The organism is Stenotrophomonas sp. B1-1 (assembly GCF_010894375.1).
In the GTDB taxonomy this organism is placed as follows: domain Bacteria; phylum Pseudomonadota; class Gammaproteobacteria; order Xanthomonadales; family Xanthomonadaceae; genus Stenotrophomonas.
Genome location: NZ_JAAIUZ010000004.1, coordinates 138,948 through 152,461 on the forward strand (window position 1 = coordinate 138,948; position 13,514 = coordinate 152,461).

Annotated in this window: 14 protein-coding genes; 4 read left to right on the forward strand and 10 right to left on the reverse strand. The window is 64.7% G+C overall.

What is annotated here, in order from left to right; all coding sequences use genetic code 11:
* Window positions 1–55 precede the first annotated feature (55 nt).
* From G4G00_RS02715 to G4G00_RS02760, 10 genes are all read right to left on the reverse strand, one after another.
* Window positions 56–1,522, reverse strand: a complete 1,467-nt coding sequence (locus G4G00_RS02715; RefSeq protein ID WP_005412418.1) for a toprim domain-containing protein — start codon at window positions 1,520–1,522, stop codon at window positions 56–58.
* Window positions 1,523–1,673: 151 nt separating this feature from the next.
* Window positions 1,674–1,853, reverse strand: a complete 180-nt coding sequence (locus G4G00_RS02720) for a hypothetical protein (protein ID WP_004154591.1) — start codon at window positions 1,851–1,853, stop codon at window positions 1,674–1,676.
* Window positions 1,850–2,236 (reverse strand): helix-turn-helix domain-containing protein, encoded by a 387-nt coding sequence (locus G4G00_RS02725; protein WP_004154592.1) that lies wholly within the window; start codon window positions 2,234–2,236, stop codon window positions 1,850–1,852. Before G4G00_RS02725 ends, G4G00_RS02720 begins: the two co-directional genes overlap by 4 nt.
* Window positions 2,237–2,247: 11 nt before the next feature.
* On the reverse strand, window positions 2,248–2,610 hold the full coding sequence (locus G4G00_RS02730; protein WP_004154593.1) for an N-acetylmuramoyl-L-alanine amidase: 363 nt from the start codon (window positions 2,608–2,610) through the stop codon (window positions 2,248–2,250).
* Entirely contained in the window at window positions 2,611–3,048 is a 438-nt protein-coding gene (locus tag G4G00_RS02735; RefSeq protein WP_049444495.1) for a RusA family crossover junction endodeoxyribonuclease, read from the reverse strand.
* Complete coding sequence (locus G4G00_RS02740; protein ID WP_004154595.1) at window positions 3,032–3,697, reverse strand: hypothetical protein; 666 nt, start codon at window positions 3,695–3,697, stop codon at window positions 3,032–3,034. The genes G4G00_RS02735 and G4G00_RS02740 overlap by 17 nt, the downstream gene beginning before the upstream one ends.
* Window positions 3,697–3,855, reverse strand: coding sequence for a hypothetical protein (locus tag G4G00_RS02745; protein ID WP_164073075.1), 159 nt, complete (start codon window positions 3,853–3,855; stop codon window positions 3,697–3,699). Before G4G00_RS02745 ends, G4G00_RS02740 begins: the two co-directional genes overlap by 1 nt.
* A complete protein-coding gene (locus G4G00_RS02750) occupies window positions 3,855–4,139 on the reverse strand; it encodes a hypothetical protein (protein ID WP_005412421.1) in 285 nt (94 codons plus the stop codon). Before G4G00_RS02750 ends, G4G00_RS02745 begins: the two co-directional genes overlap by 1 nt.
* Entirely contained in the window at window positions 4,132–4,275 is a 144-nt protein-coding gene (locus tag G4G00_RS02755) for a hypothetical protein (protein WP_164073076.1), read from the reverse strand. The genes G4G00_RS02750 and G4G00_RS02755 overlap by 8 nt, the downstream gene beginning before the upstream one ends.
* A 44-nt stretch (window positions 4,276–4,319) precedes the next feature.
* On the reverse strand, window positions 4,320–6,755 hold the full coding sequence (locus G4G00_RS02760; protein ID WP_005412423.1) for a DNA-directed RNA polymerase: 2,436 nt from the start codon (window positions 6,753–6,755) through the stop codon (window positions 4,320–4,322).
* A gap of 563 nt (window positions 6,756–7,318) precedes the next feature.
* Between G4G00_RS02760 and tig the strand changes: the two genes are divergently transcribed.
* The 4 genes from tig to lon all read left to right on the forward strand — a co-directional run bounded on the left by tig (window position 7,319) and on the right by lon (window position 13,327).
* Entirely contained in the window at window positions 7,319–8,614 is a 1,296-nt protein-coding gene (gene tig, locus G4G00_RS02765) for a trigger factor (RefSeq protein ID WP_108748712.1), read from the forward strand.
* Between the two features lie 76 nt (window positions 8,615–8,690).
* Window positions 8,691–9,317, forward strand: coding sequence for an ATP-dependent Clp endopeptidase proteolytic subunit ClpP (clpP, locus tag G4G00_RS02770; protein ID WP_079220811.1), 627 nt, complete (start codon window positions 8,691–8,693; stop codon window positions 9,315–9,317).
* A gap of 127 nt (window positions 9,318–9,444) precedes the next feature.
* Window positions 9,445–10,734 carry an ATP-dependent Clp protease ATP-binding subunit ClpX gene (clpX, locus tag G4G00_RS02775; RefSeq protein WP_164271045.1) on the forward strand — a complete coding sequence of 430 codons (1,290 nt, stop codon included), beginning with the start codon at window positions 9,445–9,447 and terminating at the stop codon, window positions 10,732–10,734.
* 142 nt (window positions 10,735–10,876) lie between these two features.
* On the forward strand, window positions 10,877–13,327 hold the full coding sequence (gene lon, locus G4G00_RS02780) for an endopeptidase La (RefSeq protein WP_164271048.1): 2,451 nt from the start codon (window positions 10,877–10,879) through the stop codon (window positions 13,325–13,327).
* The last annotated feature ends 187 nt before the right edge of the window (window positions 13,328–13,514 follow it).

Consider the following 13,514-nt stretch of genomic DNA (forward strand, 5'->3'; position numbering starts at 1 on the left):
CTCAGCGAAGGAGAGCGGCGCATCAGCTGGGATGAAGCCGACGACCGAGCGGCCGTCAGTAGTCGGAGGTGGATACATCGGATGACTCGTCGGCGAAGTCGCCGTATTCGCCCGGAGCATCTGCATTGAGCAGACGGCCGGACGCGTGGTCGTAGCTGTAGTAGAGAACCTGGCCGTTCGACTGGCCGGTGAAGCGATCCTTGAGGACGCGGAAGGTCGTGCAGTTGCGCTCGGCCTCGTTCTCGGCCTGCGTGTTGCGCTCCAGGCCGAACGCGAAGTGCGTCCAGAAGCCAATCGCGCGGCTGCCCTTGAAGTGACGGAGCATCACGCGCCCGCCTTCCTCGTGGGGCTTGCCCTCCGGCGTGGCGAGGTGCGAGACCAGGTAGATGCAGATGAGGTGGCGCTGCGCGAACTGCGCGATCTTCGCCATCGTGTCCTCCAGCATCTTCCGCTCGTCCTCGGCACCGGCCGCGAACGACGTGAGGTTGTCGAGGACGATGTGCTTGACGCCCTCGGCGACAACCATGTGGGCCATCTTGGCTTCGATCACGTCCCACTCGGACGAGCCGAAGTGGTCGTAGATGAACACCTGGCCCTTGTCGAGAATCTCGAACGCGGCTTCCAGTTCCTCCTGCGTCCAGCTCCCATCGGGAACGTGGAAGCGGCGGCCTGCAACCTTGCCTGCCATGCGCTTCGCCGTCTCGACCGGCTGCTGCTCCAGGAAGAACAGGCCAACACGGTCGCCGGTTTCCTGCGCGATGAAGGCTGCTTCCTCCATCAGCCAGTCGGTCTTGCCGATGCCGGTGCCTGCGCCGAACGTGTAGACCTCGCCGTACCGCTTGCCGTAGGTCAGCGCGGTGAGGCGCGGGTCGTGCCAGGGCATGCCCATCGAGACCGGCTTGAGTGCCTTCTCCTTGAGGGAGCCGAACGTCACCACGCCATCGGGGCGCTTGGTCTGCGCTTCGTAGATGGCGCGAGTGATCGCCTCGGCGTCGCCACGCTGGAGCAGCTCGTTCGGGTCTTTCGCTGGGAGCTGTGCGATCTTGGCCTTACCGGGAGTCAGCAGCAGCGCCACTTCCTGCGCGGCGGCCTGGCCCGGTTCGTCCATATCGAACATGAGCACAACCTCGTCGAAGCCGTTGACCCACTCCAGCTCGCGCTTGATGGACTTGGCTGCGCCTTGCGCCCCGTTCGGGACGGACACCACCGGCCAGCGGAGGCCGAGTGCCTGCGCCACGGAGAGCGCGTCGATCTCGCCTTCGGTGATGACGAGGCGTCGCCCCGGTTCGTAGAGGTGCTGGCCGAACAGCCCGCACGCCTTCGAGTCGCCGATGAACGAGAACTTCTTGTCGGGGTAGCGGAGCTTCTGCGCGACGATGCCGCCATCGCGCTTGTAGTTGGCGATCTGCACGGTCTTGCCGTGCTTGTCCTTGCCGATCCAGTAGCCGTACTTACGGCATGCTTCCTCAGTGATACCGCGCTTCGCCAGGGCTTGCGGTTCACCCTTCGCAAAGTCGCTCATGGTTTTCCTGCTGGTGGGTTGAGAGACCTCCTCGCCTTCGGCTGGCTCGTAGTGACCGCAGCCGAAGCAGTAGCCGTGCCCGTCGCTGTAGCGCGCAAGATTGTCCTTGCTGCCGCAGTTCGGGCACGGCTCTTTGTGGAGGTATTCGGAGTCAGCGCTTTGCACGCTCCACGGACCACATGCGCTTGCGGTAGGAAATGCCGAGGCGACGATTCAGCGCACCCTTGACGGTGCGGCCCAGGCCGCGGAAGGGCTTGTCGGCGCGCGCCCATGCGCGCTCGAAGGCCAGGCGCATCGCGGACGGAATGACGGTGGTGGCGGTGTTGGTCATGCGTTCTTCTCCAGCAGGAACTTGGTGAATGCGGCGACTTCTTCGGTCGCATCGTTGGCGTCGAGGCCCAGCTCGTCGGTGCAGTAGTTGCGATACAGCTGGAGCAGCGCATCGACGCGGTACTGCTTCGGAGCGCGGCGGGCTTCCAGGAGCGGAGCCTTGCTGCGGCGCTGACGGCGCGACAGGCGATAGCGCGTGTACCGCTGCCCCGAGGCGTCCTCGCAGGTCTGCGTTTCGATCTCGAAGCCAGCAGCGCGCAGCTCATCGACGCGCGAGGCGAGGCGGCGGATGCGGTAGACGCCTTCGGCCTGCCACGAGGTCAGGTGCGAGTGGCGACGCAGGTGATCCAGGACGACCTGGGTTTGCGGGGGCAGCGGTTTCACGTTGGGTTCTCCTATCGAGGGAAGTCAGGTGCCCACACGACGGGCTTGCCGTAGGCGGCGAGCAGGCGTCGCAGCGCGGCGTGTTGGGCTTCGGTGAAGTTGTCCTCGGGCTGCATGGCGTCGTTGACGCCGCCCAGGAGGCAGACTTGGTATGCGGATTGGTTGTGCTTACCGGCGAGAGCGCCGGGCTGATTCAGCGGGCGACCGTCGTAGATCGAGCCGTCACGTTCGATGACGAAGTGGACGGCGATCTTCGAGTAGCCCTGCGAGCGGTGCAGGCGTGCGAGTTCTTCGCCGGTCGTGACCTGCTCGGGGCGGGTCATGCTGGCGAGGACGAACAGCGCCTCTACCGATTCCAGAGGTTTGAGGCGCACTTAGAGCTTGTAGAGGTGGACTTCGGTGCGTGGTTCTTCGTCCGGCTGCGCCCAGCGCTTACCGGAGAGCAGCCACATGACTTGCTTGTCGTCGGCCCAATAGCCGGTGGCTTTGGTCACAACGTCCATCGGCCCCTTGGCGAGGTTGTCCACGTCGCCCTTGGGAAACGCGGCCTTCGAGGTCTTGGCGCGTTTGCATACCGCGATGATGACCACTAAAACCGGATCGGTCGGCGACAGGTCCAGGTCACCGGCTGGCAGATGCTTTTCTGCGGCTTCCTTCCAGGTCTTGTAGGTCTTGCCGTAGTAGACGCCCCAGCGCGAAACCTTCGGGCGCGAGGCGGGCACCGGGTCAAACGGGAACGTGAGGGAGGCCAAATGCTTGGCCCCCCTCGCGGTGTCCACGATGACCGACAGCGGATCAGTAGTCGCCGTCATCGCCCTCGTCGTCGGAGTCGCTGTCGTCGTCCGAGTCGTCATCGCTGTCGCTGAACGGCGCGCTGTCGGCGGCCTCGTAGCCGTCCTCCTCACCGAAGCCGTAGTCCTTGGCGTTGCGCTGGCCGAACTCGACCAGCTCGATCACCTGGACGGCGACCATGTAGCAGGTCAGGTAGAACTTCTTGGCCGATTCGACGAACGAGCCGCCGATCTCGTAGGAGACCTTGAGTTCGCTGCCGCCGCCGATCTGCGGCGGGTTGTCGATCTTCTTGCCGCGGGCGTCGAAGATGTCCGGGCGCATGGTGAACTTCTTGCCGGTGCGCTTGCTGACGCCGCTGGCCTTCATCTTGAACTTCACCAGCACGCGGCCGGTGTCATCGCCGTTCTCGTCGGTTTCTTCGGTGAACACCGGGGCCACTTCGGCACCCTTCTTCTTCTTCGGGTTCTCGCTCAGGAACTCCTGGAACAGCTCGTCGCGCCGGGTTTCCAGCTTCTTCGCCAGCGCCTTGAAGTCCTTGTCGTTCGGGTCGAACGCCAGGCTCACGGTGTATTCGCCTTCCGGCTTGAACTTGGTGTCCGGTTCGTTCAGGCGCGGCCACACGGCGGTGCCCTTGGGGGAGACGAATCGTTCGCGCTTCTTGGTTGCCATCAGTTGTCGGTCTCGTAGTTGGTCGGGAGATAGATGCCCGCGCGCCACAGGTCAGCGGCGGCGGTCAGCGGGGTGTCGGCGGAAATGCCGAAGGCTTCGTTGATGTCGAAGCCGATGAGCGCCTCGTCGATGAAGGCGTCGGTGATCGGGTCACGCATCACGGGTAGTGCGGTTTCAGCTCGCGCTCCGCGTAGCGGCGCACGGCGTTGAGGGTGTTGACCTGCCGGTAGCGGCAGTCCTGCTCCATGCGCGAGACGACCCGCAGCACTTCCATCGGATCGAGGCCGAGCACTTCGCAGAAGTTCTTGAAGGCGCACGCCAAACCGATCACCTGATCGGCCGGGTGGCCGAGGGACTGCACGCTGTCGATCACGACGAAAGCGCCGCGTGCGGCGCTCTCGGCAGAACGTGAGTGCAGTCCGTCGATGACGCGATCACGCACCTGCGTGCAGCTCCGTCATGCGGTGCTTGAACTCCTCGACCGTGCCGTGTTCGGCCGGGTTGTAGACGCCGAGGACCACACCGAAGTGGTCCTGGGCAACGTAGGTGTTCAGTGCGTGCTGGTAGTTGATGCTCATGTTGATGTTCTCGCTTGGGGTATCAATTGCCAAAGGGGGATGGACTAGGCAAAGAAATAGCGCGACTCCAGCACCAGGCTGAGGTCCAGGTCGCCATGCGGCGGGAGGGGTGGGAGTTTCTCTGCCGCTTCTGGCGGGAGCTGCTCGACGAGTTGCTGTCGGAAGTCGGCCAGTACGTCGCCGCTGTATTGATCGACGAACGCCTGCCGGAGTGCGGCGGCGAGGATTGCTGCCTGGCCCGCGTGCGTACCGTAGGAGTCGTGGATCATGGCGAACGACTCGATGCCGTTCTCTGCCGCGAGGCAGGTGGTCAGCATCATGTGGCTGGCGTCGCAGGAGTGGACGAAGTTCGGGCTGATCCCGAGGGTCTGCCTGCGACGGTCGAGCTTAGTACCGCCGATGTTGACCACTAAATTCACCTCGCGGCCTCCGACGTGCGGCCGGATGCGGACGCCTTCCTCCTCGCGGTACTCCTGGAGGACCGGGAAGCCAGCGGGGGTCGTCCAGCTCACCGGCAGGTCGGCCGACGAGGCGACCTTGGAGGCGTCACGCAGCCAGTCCATCGCCGCGCGGGCTGCGATCACGACCTCGCCGATGCACTCCCACAGCAGGGTCGCCAGGTACTCGGCGGTCTCCCAATCGTCCTCCATGCCCAGCTTCTTGAACTTGGAGAGCACCTGGGCGCGCATGCCCGACTTCGTGACGCCGTAGGGCAGCGTCATCACCGGCTGCTTCACGATGTCGCGGGTCAGCTGGCCGTCCAGCTTGATCGCCAGCGGGTCGCCGCTCTCGGCACGGGCGCGCAGCTTCTCCTGGGCCACGTCCTTCACGCGCGAATAGATGTCGGCGGGCTTCGGCTGCGGGATCAGGTTGGTGGCTGCGCCGCCCACGGAGTCGCGGAGCATGGCCGAGAAGTTCTGGAGGCCGTTGCAGGAGCCGTCGAGCGCGATGGGCAGATGGGAGACGTGATCGCGGCCGTTGAGGCTGTAGCCGAGCCACTCGAAGCACGCGGCCAGCGCGCAGAACGGGCTGTCGGCGTCCATCCAGAAGCGTTGGCCGTCCAGCGGATCGAGGGCGCTGTCGAGAATCTGCTCCTCGTGCTCGCGCACCCAGGCCACGCGCTCCTCGAACGACACCTTGTCCACGCCGAAGCAGTTGGCGACGTGGATGGCGAGCCAGTAGGCACCGTCCTCGCCGAGCGGCACGCCTTGGGCGAACGTCAGCAGGCCCTTGGCCGCATCATCACCCTGCGGGGTCAGCGTCGGGGGCAGGGGGTAGCACCGGCCGCGGAAGTCGAGGTTGTGCGGGAAGTAGATCGCGGGGTACTCGGCGAACTTCTCCGCCAGGGCGATCTTCTGCGCGGCGGCGAGGCGGGTGGACACGCTGCGTGCGTTGGCCTCGTAGACCTTGGCGCGGTCGCGCTTCCATTCCTTGAACTCGTCGGCGTGGTGCTCCTTGAAGTAGTCCGGGTCGGTCTCCAGCAGGGCAGGGCGGCTCGGCAGGTCCATCAGCTCGCGCTCCGGCAGCCCGGCGACACCGCCGCCTGCGTTCCACAGCTCGCGCATTACCTCCAGGACGGGCACGTTCACCTTCCAGGCGGTTGCCTGGATGGCGTTGAGGGCCTGGTAAACGTTGGGCATATCGACCAGCGCCAGCTCGCGCTTGTAGGCGCGGTTGCGGGTACGCACGAGGTCAGCCCGGCCGCCGATGTCGGTCAGGTAGCCGCCGTCGCGGGGCGTGGTCCACGGACGGGGCGGGACGACCATCGGCATCAGCACCGGCTGGTACAGGGCGGCGCTGTCGTGGGCCTTGGTCAGCCAGTCGAGCACCTTCTGATTCCCGGCGATGAGCAGGTGGCGCTTGCCTCGCTCGGCCACGGTGACCAGCTCGACCAGCCCGGTTGCCTCGACGAACAGCTCGATGAGCTTCATGCCCACCAGCAGCGCGTCCTTGTCGGACAGGTAGAGGCGCTTGTCGTCCTCGGGGGCGAACTCGGCGTCGGCGATGACGTGCCGCATGACGGCGGTGGAGTGCCTGGCCGAGGTGGACTTCTTGAGCTGCTCCTGGACCACCCGGTACAGGCCGGGGTGCTTCTCGCGGAGCAGGGAGAAGTTGATCTCGTTGGCTACCTCGTGGCCCAGGGTGATCGCCACGGACACCGCCTTGCGGTGATCGGCGACCAGCGCGTTGACGCAGGTGAAGCTGGTCAGATAGGCGAGGGCGTGGGGGTTCAGGTGGCGGATGAACTTGAGGGCGGCGTGGCGCTTGCCCGGCTTGCCGGTGTCGGCTTCGGCCACGAACGCCATGATCGCGGCGGCGGTGGCGTCGATGCTCTCCATGACCAGCTTGCGGCCGGGGCCGGTCTCGGCCTCCTGGCGCTGCTCCCTGATCTTCTCGTAGCGGGCAATGCCCAGGCTGGTGCTTTCCTTCTCCAGTTCGAGCTGGGCGGCGTGCAGGTCGTTCTCTTGCCAAGTCGTCATCGTTTGCCCTCGGGGGATGCAAAAGTCAAAACGGGAGGACCGCACCGGGGGCTGCCCGGTACGGTCCTGAGTGGTTCGGTTGTTGGTCCTGGGTGGACCTATGTGGAACTGTAGTAGTCCTCGGTGGTGAACAGCAATGAGTAGTTCTGAATGGTTGTCCTAGGAGGAGGTCCGCCGAAGATGACCACTTTATTCGGCGTCACCTGGTGTCACCTGTCGTGGCACCCGGCGTCACCTATATGTCACCCGAAGCGTCACCTGATAGACTGGAAAGCTGTAAGTAGTTGAGTGGTCAGGACTAATCGGCAGGGGCTTCGGGATTTAGGTTCCAGTGCCGCAAGGCGTGGGGGTTCGAGTCCCCCCTTTCGCACCAGTGCCGGCCTGTCCCCGCCCTGATCGGGCCCTGCGCGGCCGCTTGACCGCCGCGCGCTGGCAGTGCACGCCGAATTGGGCGAAACTAAAGGGCTGCGGCAATGCAGGCGCGTCCCAGACGCCGTGTCCTTACAACCGATTCATCCATCATCGAGCCGGGGGCCAGGGCGCCACCGGTGGCAGGAGTCAACATGCAAGCTTCTATCGAATCCACCGGCAACCTGGAACGCCGCCTGAGCTTCTCGCTGCCGGAAGACCGTCTGCAGAGCCACATCAACGGCCGCCTGGGCGAAATCGCCCGTACCACCCGCATCAAGGGTTTCCGTCCGGGCAAGGTGCCGGCCAAGGTGATCGAGCAGCGTTTCGGCGCGCAGGTCCGTGGCGAGGCGCTGGACGGCCTGCTGCGCGAAACCTTCGACGCGGCCGTGCGTGAGCACGACCTGCGCATCGTCGGCAGCCCGCGCATCGACAAGGGCGAGGAAGGCGAATTTTCCTTCGTGGCCACCGTGGAAGTGGTGCCGGACTTCGGCGACCTGGACGTCAGCAAGCTGACCGTGGTCCGCCACTCGGCCGAGATCACCGATGCCGACATCGACCAGATGATCGAAAACCTGCAGAACCAGCGTCGTACCTGGGCCCCGGTCAGCCGTGGCGCGCAGGACGGCGACCTGGTCGCGGTGGAAACCTGGTCGCAGGCCGGCGAAGAGCGCCTGCCGGCCGAGGGCACCGAGAAGGGTTCGATCGTGCTCGGCCAGGGCATGATGTTCGACACCATCGAAAAGGGCCTGGTCGGCCTGGCCAAGGGTGAAGAAAAGACCCTGGACGTGGACTTCCCGGCTGACTGGCGCGTGCCGGTGCTGGCCGGCAAGACCGTGCAGGTCACCGTGAAGGTGGCTGAAGTGTCCGAGCCGGTCGTGCCGGCGGTGGACGAAGCCTTCATCAAGAGCTTCGGCGTGAAGGGCGGCGACGTCGAGCAGTTCCGCAGCGACATCCGCGCCAACCTGGAGCGCGAACTGAAGGGCGCGCTGATGAACCGCCTGCGCCGCGAAGTGGGCGAGCAGCTGATCGCTGCCTACGCCTCGGTGGAAATGCCGCCGCGCCTGGTCGAGAACGAAGCCCGCGCCATGCTGGCCCAACAGGTCGAGCAGGCCCGCCGCAACGGCCAGAACGTTGGCCAGGTGCCGGCCGATGCCCATGAAGGCTTCAAGGACGCCGCTGCCAAGCGCGTGCTGGTCGGCCTGGTGGTGGGCGAAGTGGCCCGCGGCAACGACCTGCGCCTGGACCCCAAGCGCCTGAACGAAACGATGCGCCTGATCGCCTCGACCTACGAAGAGCCGGAGCAGGTCATTGAGATGTACCGCAACGACCCCCAGCTCATGTCGGGTCTGCAGAACCGTGTGATGGAAGAGCAGGTGATCGACTGGATCGCCGAGCGCGCCCAGCACACCGAAGAAAAGCTGTCGTTCCAGGACGCGATCCGCCAGTAAGATCGGGCGGATCGTCCCAAACCCCGCGCCAGCCCTGGCGCGGGGGTGTTTCCCCCCAAGATAGGTACCTCACGAAATGGACAACCGGACCAAAGCCCTGAACATGGTGCCCATGGTGGTCGAGCAGACCAGCCGCGGCGAGCGTGCCTACGACATCTACTCGCGCCTGTTGAAGGAGCGCTTGATCTTCCTCGTGGGCCCGATCGACGATCACATGGCCAACGTGGTGGTGGCGCAGCTGCTGTTCCTGGAAGCGGAAAACCCGGAAAAGGACATCAGCATCTACATCAACTCGCCCGGTGGCGTGGTCACCGCCGGTATGGCGATCTACGACACCATGCAGTACATCAAGCCGGACGTCAGCACCATCTGCGTCGGCCAGGCCGCTTCGATGGGCGCGCTGCTGCTGGCCTCGGGCGCTGCCGGCAAGCGTTATGCGCTGCCGAACTCGCGCGTGATGATCCACCAGCCGCTGGGCGGCTTCCAGGGCCAGGCGACCGATATCGACATCCACGCCCGCGAGATCCTGACCCTGCGTTCGCGCCTGAACGAAGTGCTGGCCAAGCACACCGGCCAGTCGCTGGAAACGATCGCCCGCGACACCGAGCGCGACAACTTCAAGAGCGCGGTCGACTCGGTGGCCTACGGCCTGGTCGACCAGGTGCTGGAGCGTCGTCCGGAAGAGTCGATCCAGGCCGGCTGACCGGCCTTCACGGGGCCAGGGAGGCCTCGTTCCTGCAGGGTCGGACCGGGACTGGTGTCCCTCCGGCCCTGTGCTATTCTCGAATCGAACCCCCGTTCAGCGGGTGGGGTAACTGGGTAAGCGAAGCATGAGCGAAGACCGCCAAGGTCGTTCCACGGACACCGGCAAGATCCTCTACTGCTCTTTCTGCGGCAAGAGCCAGCATGAAGTGCGCAAGCTGATTGCGGGTCCGAGCGTGTTCATCTGCGATGAATGCGTAGAGCTGTGCAACGACATCATCCGCGAGGAACTTGAGGAAAAGGCGCAGTCGGCGCGCAGTTCGCTGCCCAAGCCGCGCGAGATCCTCGAGGTGCTTGATCAGTACGTGATCGGCCAGAACCGTGCCAAGCGCACCCTGGCCGTGGCCGTGTACAACCACTACAAGCGCATCGACAGCCGGCAGAAGAACGACGACGTCGAACTGGCGAAGTCGAACATCCTGCTGGTCGGCCCGACCGGTTCGGGCAAGACGCTGCTGGCCGAAACCCTGGCCCGCCTGCTCAACGTGCCGTTCACCATGGCCGACGCCACCACGCTGACCGAAGCCGGTTACGTGGGCGAGGACGTGGAAAACATCATCCAGAAGCTGCTGCAGAAGTGCGACTACGACGTCGAGAAGGCGCAGCAGGGCATCGTCTACATCGATGAAATCGACAAGATCTCGCGCAAGAGCGAGAACCCGTCGATCACCCGCGATGTGTCCGGCGAAGGCGTGCAGCAGGCCCTGCTGAAGCTGATCGAAGGCACCGTAGCCAGCGTGCCGCCGCAGGGTGGGCGCAAGCATCCGCAGCAGGAATTCCTGCAGGTGGACACCAAGAACATCCTGTTCATCTGCGGCGGCGCGTTCGCCGGCCTGGACAAGGTGATCCAGCAGCGCTCCAACGACGCCGGCGGCATCGGCTTCGGCGCCAAGGTGAAGAGCAGCGAGCGCAAGCAGGAAGTGGGCAAGGTGCTGGCTGAAGTCGAGCCGGAAGACCTGATCAAGTTCGGCCTCATTCCCGAGTTCGTCGGCCGCCTGCCGGTGGTGGCGACCCTGGAAGAGCTGGACGAGCCGGCCCTGATCAAGATCCTGACCGAGCCCAAGAACGCCATCACCAAGCAGTTCAAGAAGCTGTTCGAGATGGAGAACGTGGAGCTGGAGTTCCGCCCGGATGCCCTGTCGGCCATTGCCCGCAAGGCGCTGAAGCGCAAGACCGGTGCCCGTGGCCTGCGTACCATCGTCGAATCGGTCCTGCTGGACACCATGTACGACCTGCCGTCGCAGGAAAACGTCAGCAAGGTGGTGGTGGACGAATCGGTGATCGAACACAAGTCCGAGCCGTACCTGATCTACCAGACCCCGGCGGCCCCTGAACAGAAGGCCGCAGGCGCCGAGTGACGCTTTCAAGCTGCTGATTTGAAAGTAGTTTTCACGAACGCCTTGCATCTGAAAGCCGATGGCCCCATAACGGGGCCATCGGCTTTTTTTGTCTCCGGAAGATGCCCTCCCGGAGACGGTTTTCCCCTTCCCTGGAGCCCCCATGGCCCGTTCCCCAAGTGAGACCCTCGACCTGCCGGTCCTGCCGCTGCGCGACGTAGTGGTGTTCCCGCACATGGTCATTCCGCTGTTCGTCGGCCGTGACAAGTCCATGCACGCGCTCGAACAGGCAATGGAGGCAGACAAGCGCATCCTGCTGCTGGCGCAGAAGTCCGCCGAAACCGACGACCCGCACGCGGCCGACCTGTACCAGGTCGGTACCCTGGCGCAGGTGCTGCAGCTGCTGAAGCTGCCCGACGGCACCATCAAGGTGCTGGTCGAAGGCCTGTCGCGCGTCCAGGTCACCCACGTCGACGAGCGCGACGGCTCGCTGCACGGCCAGGCCGTGGAGATCGAGGCCGAAGACGCCCGCGAACCGCGCGAGATCGAGGCGATTGCCCGCTCGCTGATGTCGCTGTTCGAGCAGTACGTGAAGACCAACCGCAAGCTGCCGCCGGAACTGCTGCAGACCCTGGCCGGCATCGACGAGCCGGCACGTCTGGCTGACACCATCGCCGCGCACATCAGCGTGCGCCTGGCCGACAAGCAGCGCCTGCTGGAAACGCTGGCCGTGGGCGAGCGCCTGGAAATGCTGGTCGGCCTGGTCGACGGCGAGATCGACGTGCAGCAGATGGAAAAGCGCATCCGCGGCCGCGTGAAGTCGCAGATGGAAAAGAGCCAGCGCGAGTACTACCTCAACGAACAGATGAAGGCCATCCAGAAAGAACTGGGTGACCTGGACGATGCGCCGGGCGAGCTGGAAGAGCTGGCCCGCAAGATCGCCGAAGCCGGCATGCCCAAGGCGGTGGAAGCCAAGGCGCGCAACGAACTGAACAAGCTCAAGCAGATGTCGCCGATGTCGGCCGAAGCGGCCGTCGTGCGCAACTACCTGGAATGGCTGCTGGGCGTGCCGTGGAAGAAGCGCACCAAGGTGCGCAAGGACCTGAAGGCCGCGCAGGACACCCTGGACGCCGATCATTACGGCCTGGAGAAGGTCAAGGACCGCATCCTGGAATACCTGGCGGTGCAGTCGCGGGTGAAGCAGATGAAGGGCCCGATCCTGTGCCTGGTCGGCCCGCCGGGCGTGGGCAAGACCTCGCTGGGGCAGTCGATCGCCAAGGCCACCAACCGCAAGTTCGTGCGCATGTCGCTGGGCGGCGTGCGCGACGAGGCCGAGATCCGCGGCCACCGCCGCACCTATGTCGGTTCCATGCCGGGCCGCATCGTGCAGAACCTCAACAAGGTCGGCAGCAAGAACCCGCTGTTCGTGCTCGATGAGATCGACAAGATGTCGATGGACTTCCGTGGCGATCCGTCGTCGGCGCTGCTGGAAGTGCTCGATCCGGAACAGAACAACGCCTTCAACGACCACTACCTGGAAGTGGACCTGGACCTGTCCGAAGTGATGTTCGTGGCCACGTCCAATTCGCTGAACATTCCCGGCCCGCTGCTGGACCGCATGGAAGTGATCCGCATCCCCGGCTACACCGAGGATGAGAAGCTCAACATCGCCACCCGTTACCTGTCGCCGAAGCAGATCAAGGCCAACGGCCTGAAGCCGGAAGAGCTGGAGATCGGCAGCGATGCGATCCAGGACATCGTGCGCTACTACACGCGCGAATCGGGCGTGCGCAACCTGGAACGCGAGATCGCCAAGATCTGCCGCAAGGTGGTGAAGGAGATCGCGCTGGCCGGGCCGCAGGCGGCCAAGCCGAAGAAGGGTTCGAAGAAGTCCAAGGCGCAGGTCAGCGTGACCAGCAAGAACCTGGACAAGTACCTGGGCGTGCGTCGCTTCGACTTCGGTCGTGCCGAAGAAGAAAACGAAATCGGCCTGGTCACCGGCCTGGCCTGGACCGAAGTGGGCGGTGATCTGCTGCAGATCGAATCGACCCTGGTGCCGGGCAAGGGCCAGCTGATCCTGACGGGCCAGCTGGGCAACGTGATGAAGGAATCGGCCTCGGCGGCGCTGTCGGTGGTGCGTTCGCGCGCCGACGGCTTCGGCATCGATGGCGACTTCCTGCAGAAGCACGACGTACACGTGCACGTGCCCGACGGTGCCACCCCGAAGGACGGCCCCAGTGCCGGTGCAGCCATGGTCACCTCGCTGGTGTCCATGCTGACCAAGGTGCCGGTGCGTGCCGACGTGGCGATGACCGGCGAGATCACCCTGCGTGGTCGCGTGACCGCCATCGGTGGCCTGAAGGAAAAGCTGCTGGCCGCACTGCGTGGCGGTATCCGCACGGTCATCATTCCCGAGGAGAACCGCAAGGATCTGGCGGATATTCCGGCCAACGTCACTCGCGATCTGCAGATCGTGCCGGTGAAGTACATCGAGGAAGTGCTCGACCTGGCCCTGGAGCGTCCGCTGGCCCCGAAGAAGGCACGCAAGAGTGCGCAACGCGTCACGGTGCGTGGCAAGGGCAAACCGGCTTCGAACGCGCGCGTCAAGCATTGACGCGCGTTGTCGAAATGCTTGAAACCCGCGTCGTTGCTGGCTTTCCGGCTTGCGTGGGGGTAGGGCCGCTGGTATAAAAGCAGCACTCGCGAATGAGTGATCGCAATCGCTGATCGCTGAATTCGGCGAACCGTTTCCACATGGCGGCCGTGCGCAGATGGCGTGCGGTTGCTCCCCTGTCGAATAA

Coding starts and splice junctions, on each gene's coding strand:
- G4G00_RS02715 (WP_005412418.1), bottom strand. CDS start 1,522: ATGAGCGACTTTGCGAAGGGTGAACCGCAAGCCCTGGCGAAGCGCGGT.
- G4G00_RS02720 (WP_004154591.1), bottom strand. CDS start 1,853: ATGACCAACACCGCCACCACCGTCATTCCGTCCGCGATGCGCCTGGCC.
- G4G00_RS02735 (WP_049444495.1), bottom strand. CDS start 3,048: ATGACGGCGACTACTGATCCGCTGTCGGTCATCGTGGACACCGCGAGG.
- G4G00_RS02740 (WP_004154595.1), bottom strand. CDS start 3,697: ATGGCAACCAAGAAGCGCGAACGATTCGTCTCCCCCAAGGGCACCGCC.
- G4G00_RS02745 (WP_164073075.1), bottom strand. CDS start 3,855: ATGCGTGACCCGATCACCGACGCCTTCATCGACGAGGCGCTCATCGGC.
- G4G00_RS02755 (WP_164073076.1), bottom strand. CDS start 4,275: ATGAGCATCAACTACCAGCACGCACTGAACACCTACGTTGCCCAGGAC.
- G4G00_RS02760 (WP_005412423.1), bottom strand. CDS start 6,755: ATGACGACTTGGCAAGAGAACGACCTGCACGCCGCCCAGCTCGAACTG.
- tig (WP_108748712.1), top strand. CDS start 7,319: ATGCAAGCTTCTATCGAATCCACCGGCAACCTGGAACGCCGCCTGAGC.
- clpP (WP_079220811.1), top strand. CDS start 8,691: ATGGACAACCGGACCAAAGCCCTGAACATGGTGCCCATGGTGGTCGAG.
- clpX (WP_164271045.1), top strand. CDS start 9,445: ATGAGCGAAGACCGCCAAGGTCGTTCCACGGACACCGGCAAGATCCTC.
- lon (WP_164271048.1), top strand. CDS start 10,877: ATGGCCCGTTCCCCAAGTGAGACCCTCGACCTGCCGGTCCTGCCGCTG.